Here is a 9,578-nt window from a genome sequence, read left to right as displayed (position 1 = left end):
GTCCAGCTGGCCGCCTGCTACGCCGATGCGGTGGAGGCCACCGGGCTGAAGTTCGACGTCGTGTTCGGCCCGGCCTACAAGGGCATCCCGCTGGCCACCGCGACCGCCTGCGAGTTCGCCCAGCGTGGGCGCGACCTGCCGCTGTCGTTCAACCGCAAGGAAGCCAAKGCCCACGGCGAAGGCGGCAACCTGATCGGCGCGGATATGAATGGCAAGCGCGTGCTGATCGTCGATGACGTGATCACCGCCGGTACCGCCATCCGCGAGGCGCTGACCATCATCAAGGACGCCGGCGGCACCCCGGCCGGCATCGTGGTGGCACTGGATCGCCAGGAGATCGCCTCGGAAACCGACCGCCGCTCGGCGGCCCAGTCGGTGGCCGAAGAGGCCGGGATTCCGGTGGTGGCGGTGGCCACGCTGGCCGACCTGCTTGATTTTGCCTCCGGAAATCCGGAACTTGTCGGATACCGGCAGCCGCTGGAGGACTATCGGTCCCGCTACGGCAGCCGTCCTACGCGTTGAGAGCAGGGGGCTCGCCAACCATGTCCAGCCGGATTGCCACCACCATTCTGATCGGCCTGCTGCTGGCCGCGCCGTCGCTGTCGGCCCAGGCCCAGCGCGGCAAGAACGAGCCGAAAGCCAAGAAGCTTTACTGCTGGAACAAGGGCGCCGAGCGGATCTGCAGCGATACGCTGCCGCAGGACGCGGTCAACAGCGCGCGGGAGGAATTCAGCGCGGCCAGCGGGCTGCGACGTGGTGAGGTGGAGCGCACGTTGACCGAGGAAGAGCGCGCGGATGCGGCGGCGGTGGCCGCGCAGCGCCAGCTCGACCTGGCTGCGGAGGAAACCCGCAAGCGCACCGAGCAGGCGATGCTGTCCACCTACGAGAACGAAGATGACCTGCGCCGGGTGTTCACCGAGCGCACCGGCATCATCGACAACAACGTGCAGACCGCGCGCTACAACGTGGCCAGCCTGCGCGATGCACTGGTGAGCCTGCTGGGCACCGCCGGCGACCGCGAACTGGCTGGCAAGCCGGTGGCCGAGAAGCAGGCCCAGAGCATCCAGCAGCGTCACGCCGAACTGGTGGCGCAGCGGCGCATGCAGGCCTCCTTCGAAGCGCAGCGCAAGGCCTTGGATGTGGAAATCGAGGAGACCCTGCAGCGGTATCGGTTGTTGAAGGGCGTGGGGACCGATCCGCGGGCGTGAGCTGGCGGACGTTGTTGGAGTGAGAGGCGGCCGGATGGCCGCCTTTTTTGTGCGCGTGGCGCTTTCGGTAGTGCCGGCCGCTGGCCGGCTCCCCGTGCATCGGGCCAGGGTCATGAGGCGCCGGCCAGCGGCCGGCGGCTGACGTCGTCGGACGGTTGAGCGAGGAGCCGGCCAGCGGCCGGCACACCGGAAGGCAGGTCAGCGGGGGCAGCCGACCAACGGTCGGCTCTACGTTTGTTTATGCACTTTTTACGCTTGGGCGTGGTGCTGGGCGTGGCCCCTTTATGCCGGGCAGGCAGACGATGGGCGCCTGACGTGGAGTGGTTCCACCTGGACGTCCCATGAGCCTGTATCTGCCTGTGTTCCCTGTCGCCGGTGCGCCCTGCACCGCCGCCCTCCTTTCCTGCGTTTGAGGCCACGACCATGCCTGCCTGGCTTTCCCTGGTGTGTGGCGTGCTGGTGCTCGTCGCCGCCGCCTATCTGCTGTACGTCGTGCTTCGGCCCGAAGCGTTCTGACCGGAGCCGACCATGACCGAGATCCTGTTGATCCTGCTGGCCAGCATCGTGCTGGCCTTTCCGCTTGGGCTGTACCTGGCCCGGGTGATGCGCGGTGCGCCGATGCGRGGCGATGCGCTGTTCGGGCTGATTGAAAAGCCCCTGTACCGGCTGCTGGGGGTGAACCCGGCGCGCGGCATGTCCTGGCGTGGCTATGTGATGGCCTTCCTGCTCAGCAACGTGGTGATCGCGGTGCTGGTGCAGGCGGTCTTCATGACCCAGGCCTGGCTGCCGTTCAATCCCGACCAGATCCCCAACATGCGCTGGGACACGGCGCTGCACACGATGGTGTCGTTCCTGACCAACACCAACCAGCAGCACTATTCCGGCCAGGCGCAGCTGTCCTACTTCTCGCAGATGACCGCCATCACCGGCCTGCAGGTGGTGACGCCGATGATGGGCCTGGCGCTGGTGGTGGCCACGCTGCGTGCGCTGTTCGGTGCGCGTCCGGACGACGTGGACGCCGCACAGTCCGCGCAGCTCAGCGCGGACCGCCGCGTGGACGTGGGCAACTACTACGCCGACGTGGTGCGCGCGTGCGTGCGCTTCATGCTGCCGCTGTGCCTGTTGTGGGCGGTGCTGCTGACCAGCCAGGGCGTGCCCTCGACGCTGGCCGCCGGCCCGCAGGCGACGCCGATCGATGCGGCCGCCGGCATGGACACGCAGAAACTGCCGCTGGGCCCGGTCGCGGCGATGGTCGCGGCCAAGCAGCTGGGCGCCAATGGCGGTGGCTGGTATGGCCCCAACAGTTCGATGCCGCTGGAAAACCCCACCCCGCTGTCGAACGCGCTGGAGCTGATTGGCATTCTGCTGATCCCGATCAGCGTGATCTTCATGCTGGGCGCGTTCACCGGACGCAGGCGCCTGGCCGGGTTGGTGTTCGGCTGCATGCTGGCGATGTCCAGCGTGTCGGTGGCGGCCACGGTATGGCTGGAAGGCCATTCGGCCACGGCGGCCAGCCCGCTGCTGATGGAAGGCAAGGAAGTGCGCTTCGGCGCGGACGGCACCGGCCTGTGGGCGGCGATCACCACCCAAGTGTCCAACGGCTCGGTCAACGGCATGCATGACTCGCTCAGCCCGCTGGCCGGAGCGGTGCCGATGATCAACATGCTGGTCAACGCAATCTGGGGCGGCATCGGTTGCGGCCTGCAGCAGTTCATCGTGTACCTGATGCTGGGCGTGTTCCTGGCCGGGTTGATGACCGGGCGTACCCCGGAACTGCTCGGGCGCAAGCTGGAAACCCCGCAGGTCCGACTGCTGGCGCTGCTGGTGCTGCTGCAGCCGATCACCATCCTGGGCTTCACCGCGGTGACCCTGGCGATCCCGGCGATCACCGGCACGTCCAATCCCGGCTTCCACGGCATCAGCCAGGTGTTCTACGAGTACGTGTCGGCGTTTGCCAACAACGGCTCGGGCTTCGAAGGCCTGGGCGACGCCACCCCGTGGTGGAACCTGAGCTGCACCCTGGTGCTGCTGCTGGGCCGCTACCCGGTGCTGATCATCCCGCTGGTCGTGGCCGCGCAACTGGCCGCCAAGCGCCGGGCCCCGGAATCGGCGGGCACCCTGCAGATCGAAACCCCGACCTTCGCGCTGACCCTGATCGCGCTGATCGTCGTCCTGACCGTATTGCAGTTCATGCCGGCGCTGGTGTTGGGCCCGGTGGCCGACCACCTGTCGCTGACCCTGCATTGAGATGTGACCCCATGAGTACCTATCCCTTGAACGTTTCTTCCCACCGCCGCCAGCGCCTGCTCGATGCGGCCGGCTGGCGCCGCGCCCTGCGCGATGCGGTGATCAAGCTCTCGCCCCGCCACCTGCTGCACAGCCCGGTGATGGCGGTGGTGATGGCCGGCACCGTGGTCAGCCTGGCGGTCACCCTGAGCGGCAACGCACCGCTGGGTTTCGGCCTGGCGGTCACCGCGATACTGCTGCTGACCGTGCTGTTCGGCAATTTCGCCGAAGCGGTGGCCGAGGCGCGCGGGCGTGGCCAGGCCGCCTCGCTGCGGCGGGCGCGGCAGGACCTGAGCGCGCGTCGGCTGGCCGCCGCGCATGCCGGGGCCAGCGAGACCCAGGTACCGGCCGCCGAGCTGCGCCCGGGCGACCATGTGATCGTCAGCGCCGGCGAATTGATTCCCGCCGATGGCGAGATCGTGCAGGGCCTGGCCACCATCAACGAAGCGGCGGTGACCGGTGAATCGGCGCCGGTGCTGCGCGAGGCCGGCACCGACCGCAGCGGCGTAATCGGCGGTACCAAGGTGCTGTCGGACCAGATCATCGTGCGCATCACCGCCGAGCCGGGCCACAGCTTCCTGGACCGGATGATCGCGCTGGTGGAAGGCGCAAACCGCCAGAAGACCCCCAACGAGGTCGCGCTGACCCTGCTGCTGGCGGCGATGACGCTTACCTTCCTGATCGTGGTGGCCACGCTGCCGGCGATCGGTGCGTTCGTCGGCGTGCGGGTGGACCCGCTGCTGCTGATCGCGCTGTTGGTGTGCCTGATTCCCACCACCATCGGCGGGCTGCTGCCGGCCATCGGCATCGCCGGCATGAACCGGGCGCTGGCCGCCAACGTGCTGGCCAAGTCGGGCAAGGCGGTGGAAGTGGCCGGTGACGTGGACGTGCTGCTGCTGGACAAGACCGGCACCATCACCTACGGCGACCGCCAGGCCACGCACTTCCATGCACTGGCCGGGATCGACGCGCCGCAGCTGCGTGAAGCGGCGCTGTTGTCCTCGCTGGCCGACCCGACCCCGGAAGGCAAATCGATCGTGCGCCTGGCGCGCGAACAAGGCTGCACCACCACCGAACCGGACCGCGCCGATTACCTGGCCTTCTCTGCGCAGACCCGCATGTCCGGCGTGGACCTGGACGGCGGACGGCGCATCCGCAAGGGCGCGGCCGACTCGATCAGCGCCTATGTGCGTGAGCTGGGCGGCATCGTGCCGGCCGAACTGCCGGGCCGCGTGGAGCAGGTGGCGCGCAACGGTGCCACCCCGCTGGTGGTGTGCGAAGGGCGCCACGTGCTGGGCGTGATCGAGCTGTCGGACGTGGTCAAGCACGGCATGCGCGAGAAGTTCGCGCAGCTGCGCGCGATGGGCATCCGCACGGTGATGATCACCGGCGACAACCCGCTCACGGCCGCCGCCATTGCTGCCGAAGCTGGCGTGGACGACTACATCGCCGAGGCCCGCCCGGAAGACAAGCTGGCGCGCATCCGGGCCGAGCAGGCCGGCGGGCGGCTGGTGGCGATGGTGGGCGACGGCACCAACGACGCCCCGGCGCTGGCCCAGGCCGACATCGGCCTGGCGATGAACTCCGGTACGCAGGCGGCCAAGGAAGCCGGCAACATGGTCGATCTGGATTCGGATCCGGCCAAGCTGCTGGCGGTGGTGGAAGTGGGCAAGCAGCAGCTGATCACGCGCGGTGCGCTGACCACCTTCTCGCTGGCCAACGATGTGTCCAAGTACTTCGCGATCCTGCCGGCGCTGTTCGCCTCCACCCTGCCGGCCATGGCGGCATTGAACGTGATGCACCTGTCCAGCCCGCGCAATGCGGTGCTGGCGGCGCTGATTTTCAACGCGCTGGTGATTCCGGCGCTGATTCCGCTGGCGCTGCGCGGGGTGCGCTTCCGCCCGGCCACGGCCACCGCGCTGCTGCGCCGGAACATGCTGGTGTACGGCCTCGGCGGCGTGCTGCTGCCGTTTGCGGCCATCAAGTTGATCGACCTCTTCCTTGTCTCGGTATTCGGCGCATGAACCGCTCACTTGCAACCTCCCTGCCCCGCGCCGCGCGCGCCCCTGCCGCGCGGGCGGCCACCCTGCAGCAGCACGGCGCATGGCGCCCGGCGCTGATGCTGGGCCTGGTCAGCCTGCTGCTGCTCGGCCTGGCCTATGCGCTGGCCGCGACCGGTGCCAGCCGGCTGCTGTTCCCCGCGCAGGCCGATGGCAGCCTGCTCATCCGCGATGGCCAGGTGCGCGGCTCACAGCTGATCGCGCAGCCGTTCACCGGCGATGGCTACTTCCAGGCGCGCCCGTCGGCGGCCAACTACGACCCGATGGCCGCGGCCGGCAGCAACCTGGCCCGGACCAATCCGGCGCTGCAGGAACGCGTGCAGGCCAGCATCGCCGCGGTGGCCGCGCGCGAAGGCGTGGCCCCGGCGCAGGTGCCCAGCGACCTGGTGACCCAGTCCGGCGCGGGCATGGACCCGGAGCTGTCGCCCGCCGCCGCGCAGCTGCAGATCGCCCGCGTGGCCCGCAGCCGCGGGTTGCCGCCCGAGCGCGTGACTGCACTGGTGAAGGCCAACACGCAGGGCCCGCAGTGGCGCGTGTTCGGTCAGCCGCGGGTCAACGTGATGACGCTCAACCTGGCGCTGGATGACCTCAAGGCGGCCCCGTGATGCGGGGATCGCATCGGCCGGTGCACAATCGCCACCCATGAGCGACCCACGTACCCGCCAGGCCGATGCCCTGGTTGAACGCCTGCAACGCGAAGCCGGCGGCAAGCTCACCGTGTTCCTCGGTGCCGCCCCGGGCGTAGGCAAGACCTTCAGCATGCTCAGCCGCGCGCACGAACAGCTGCGTCGCGGCGTGGATGTGGTGGTAGGGCTGGTGGAAACGCACGGCCGCGCCGAGACCGCTGCGTTGCTGGAGGGCCTGCCGCAGGTGCCGCTGGTGCAGCGCGACTACCAGCAGCACGTGCTGGGCGAGATGGACCTGGACGCGGTGCTGGCCCGCCACCCGGCGCTGGTGCTGGTGGATGAGCTGGCCCACCGCAAYGTCCCCGGCAGCCGCCACGAGCGCCGCTGGCAGGACGTGGAAGAACTGCTGGAAGCCGGCATCGATGTCTGGACCACGGTCAACATCCAGCACCTGGAAAGCCTCAACGACGTGGTGATGCGCATCACCGGCGTGCGCGTCACCGAGACCGTGCCCGATGCGGTGCTCGACCGCCTGCACGACATCGTGCTGGTGGACATTCCGCCGCGCGAACTGATCGAGCGCCTGCAGCAGGGCAAGGTGTACGTACCTGAGCAGGCAGCGCAAGCCCTGCAGGCGTTCTTCTCGCCGGCCAACCTCACCGCGCTGCGCGAACTGGCCATGCAGGAAGCGGCCGACCGCGTGGACAGCAGCCTGCGCGAGACCCGCGCCGCACGTGGCGAGGCCAACCTGCCGCTGCGCCGGCGCGTGCTGTTGGCCATCGATGGCGGTGGCCAGAGCGAGTACCTGGTGCGCGTGGGCCGGCGCATCGCCGAGCGCCGTGATGCGCCATGGACGGTGGTGACCGTGCAGGGCCGGCGCAACGACGAAGACACCCGGCGCGAGATCGATGCCGCCTTCGCGCTCGCGCGCCGCCTCGGTGGCGAGGCCGAACTACTGCACGGCTCCAGCATCGCCGATGCGCTGCTGGACCACGCCGCGCACAACAGCGTGTCCACGCTGGTGCTGGGCCGCACCCGCGAGCGCCCGTTCGCGCGGATGCTCAACCGCACCCTCACCCAGCAGCTGATCCAGCGCGGTGCGCACTACGAGATCACCATCATCGGCACCCCGCAGGCGCGCGCTCGCGCGCGGCGTGCCGGGCTGACGATCCCCACCCGCAGCACCGGCCAGGACACGTTGCTGGCGGTGGGCGCCACGGCGCTGGCCTGCCTGGTGGCGCTGATTGCCGAGCGCTGGGTGGGGCTGTACGACCTGTCGATGGTGTTCATCGTGGCGGTGGTGATGGTGGCCGCGCGCAGCCGCACCAGTGCGGCGGTGATCGCCGCGGCCCTGTGTTTCCTGGCCTACAACTTCTTCTTCATCGCTCCACGCTTCACCTTTGCGATCAGCGCGCGCCAGGGCGTGATCACCGTGTTCCTGTTCCTGGCTGCCGCGCTGGTGGCTGGCCGCCTGGCCTCGCGGCTGCGCATGCAGGTGGTGGCGCTGCGTGCGTCCAACCGCCACGCCAATGCGCGCCAAGCGCTTGGCCGGCAGCTGACCCGTGCGGCCAGCAACGAAGAGGTGGCGCAAGCCGGGCGCGAGGCGCTGGAACAGGCGATGGACGCACCGGCGTGGCTGCGCATCGGCCAGGACACCAGCACCAGCGGCAGCGCCGCACCGGGCGACACCGACCTGGCCGCCGCCGACTGGGCGCGGCGCCACGGCCAGCCCAGTGGCCGCTTCACCGATACGCTGGCCGGCGCGGAATGGTGGTTCCTGCCACTGCTGGACGGCGACGACCGCGCCATCGGCGTGGCCGGCATGCGCTTCGCGCGGAGTGCGCCGCGCCTCACCCCCGAGCAACGCCAGCTGGCCGAGGCGATGGTGGATGACATCGCCCAGGCCGCGCTGCGCACGCAGCTGGTAGCCGACCTGGAAAAGGCGCACGTGAGCAACGAGACCGAGCGCCTGCGCTCGGCACTGCTGTCCTCGGTATCGCACGACCTGCGCTCGCCGCTGGCGGCGATGATCGGCTCAGCCGACAGCCTGAGCAGCTATGCCGATGCGATGGACGCGCAGGATCGCCGCGCCCTGCTGGACACCATCCTGGTGGAAGGCGAGCGGCTGGACCGCTACATCCAGAACCTGCTGGACATGACCCGGCTGGGCCACGAAGGCCTGCAGATCAACCGCGACTGGATCGGCGTGGACGAGCTGGTGGGATCGGCCGCGCGGCGGCTGCAGCGGTATCAGCCGGAGGTGCAGCTCAAACTCGATATCCCGGCCACGCTGGCCCCGATCTGGGTGCACCCGGCGCTGGTGGAGCAGGCGGTGTTCAACGTGATGGAGAACGCGGCCAAGTTCTCGCCGCCCGGCGCGGCGGTGGAAGTGCAGGCGCGGCTGGTGGAGGGCGAGCTGCGCATCGACGTGCTGGACGCCGGGCCGGGCATTCCCGATGACGAGCGCGCCCGCATTTTCGACATGTTCTACAGCGTGGAGCGCGGCGACCGGGGCCGGCATGGCACCGGGCTGGGACTGACCATCTGCCAGGGCATGATCGGCGCGCATGGCGGCAGCGTGCAGGCGCTGCCGGGGCGCGACGGACGCGGTACCCTGATCCGCATCACGCTGCCCCTGCTGCAACCCCACCCTGACGATGACGACGACGAATCCTGACCCCACCCAAGGCGTGCCCCCGGCCCGCGTGCTGGTGATCGATGACGAAGCGCAGATCCGTCGCTTCCTCGACATCAGCCTGCGCGCGCAGGGCTACCGCGTGGTGCAGGCCGCCACCGGCCAGGCCGGGTTGGAAGCGCTGGTGAGCGAGGGCGCGGACCTGGTGATCCTGGATATCGGCCTGCCGGACATGGAAGGGCACGACGTACTGGCCGAGCTGCGCCAGTGGAGCCAGGTGCCGGTGATCATGCTCACCGTGCGCGCCAGCGAGACCGAAAAAGTGCGGGCGCTGGACAACGGCGCCAACGACTACGTGACCAAGCCGTTCGGCACGCAGGAGCTGATGGCACGCGTGCGGGCACTGCTGCGCTCGCGCACGGTATCCAGCGAGGGCGTGCTGCCGCAGTTCGACGACGGGCACCTGCATATCGACCTGGTGCGGCGCGAAGTGCACCTGGACGGCGCGCCGGTGGCCCTGACCCGCAAGGAATACGCGCTGTTGTCGCTGCTGCTGCGAAATGCCGGGCGGGTGGTGACCCAGCCGCAGATCCTGCAGGAAATCTGGGGGCCGACGCACCAGCACGACACGCATTACCTGCGCATCCTGGTGGGCAAATTACGGCACAAGCTGGGCGATTCGGCGCTGGATTCGCGGTACCTGTTCACCGAACCTGGGGTGGGGCTGCGCTTCAAGGGGTGAGGCGGGAGGGCAGCCGAGCAT

General features: G+C 69.5%; 8 protein-coding genes. All 8 read left to right on the top strand.

The annotated features are described in order from the left end of the window. Positions 1-522, top strand: a 522-nt coding sequence (pyrE, locus tag ACXJKH_RS09520; protein WP_457319244.1) for an orotate phosphoribosyltransferase, incomplete at its 5' end; no start/stop codon positions are given. Between the two features lie 20 nt (positions 523-542). Next, positions 543-1,208, top strand: a complete 666-nt coding sequence (locus ACXJKH_RS09515) for a hypothetical protein (protein WP_457319243.1) — start codon at positions 543-545, stop codon at positions 1,206-1,208. A 423-nt stretch (positions 1,209-1,631) separates the two neighbouring features. After that, a complete protein-coding gene (locus ACXJKH_RS09510) occupies positions 1,632-1,724 on the top strand; it encodes a potassium-transporting ATPase subunit F (protein WP_017355708.1) in 93 nt (30 codons plus the stop codon). Between the two features lie 12 nt (positions 1,725-1,736). Continuing rightward, on the top strand, positions 1,737-3,455 hold the full coding sequence (kdpA, locus tag ACXJKH_RS09505; RefSeq protein WP_457319242.1) for a potassium-transporting ATPase subunit KdpA: 1,719 nt from the start codon (positions 1,737-1,739) through the stop codon (positions 3,453-3,455). Between the two features lie 11 nt (positions 3,456-3,466). After that, entirely contained in the window at positions 3,467-5,518 is a 2,052-nt protein-coding gene (kdpB, locus tag ACXJKH_RS09500) for a potassium-transporting ATPase subunit KdpB (protein WP_457319241.1), read from the top strand. Then, complete coding sequence (kdpC, locus tag ACXJKH_RS09495; protein WP_256777505.1) at positions 5,515-6,159, top strand: potassium-transporting ATPase subunit KdpC; 645 nt, start codon at positions 5,515-5,517, stop codon at positions 6,157-6,159. The genes kdpB and kdpC overlap by 4 nt, the downstream gene beginning before the upstream one ends. Before the next feature lie 37 nt (positions 6,160-6,196). Beyond that, complete coding sequence (locus ACXJKH_RS09490; protein WP_457319240.1) at positions 6,197-8,857, top strand: ATP-binding protein; 2,661 nt, start codon at positions 6,197-6,199, stop codon at positions 8,855-8,857. Beyond that, positions 8,838-9,557, top strand: a complete 720-nt coding sequence (locus ACXJKH_RS09485) for a response regulator transcription factor (protein WP_457319239.1) — start codon at positions 8,838-8,840, stop codon at positions 9,555-9,557. Before ACXJKH_RS09490 ends, ACXJKH_RS09485 begins: the two co-directional genes overlap by 20 nt. The last annotated feature ends 21 nt before the right edge of the window (positions 9,558-9,578 follow it).

The sequence above is a fragment of the Stenotrophomonas sp. P5_B8 genome, from assembly GCF_054049855.1.
This window is presented reverse-complemented; position numbering and strand designations above follow the sequence as displayed.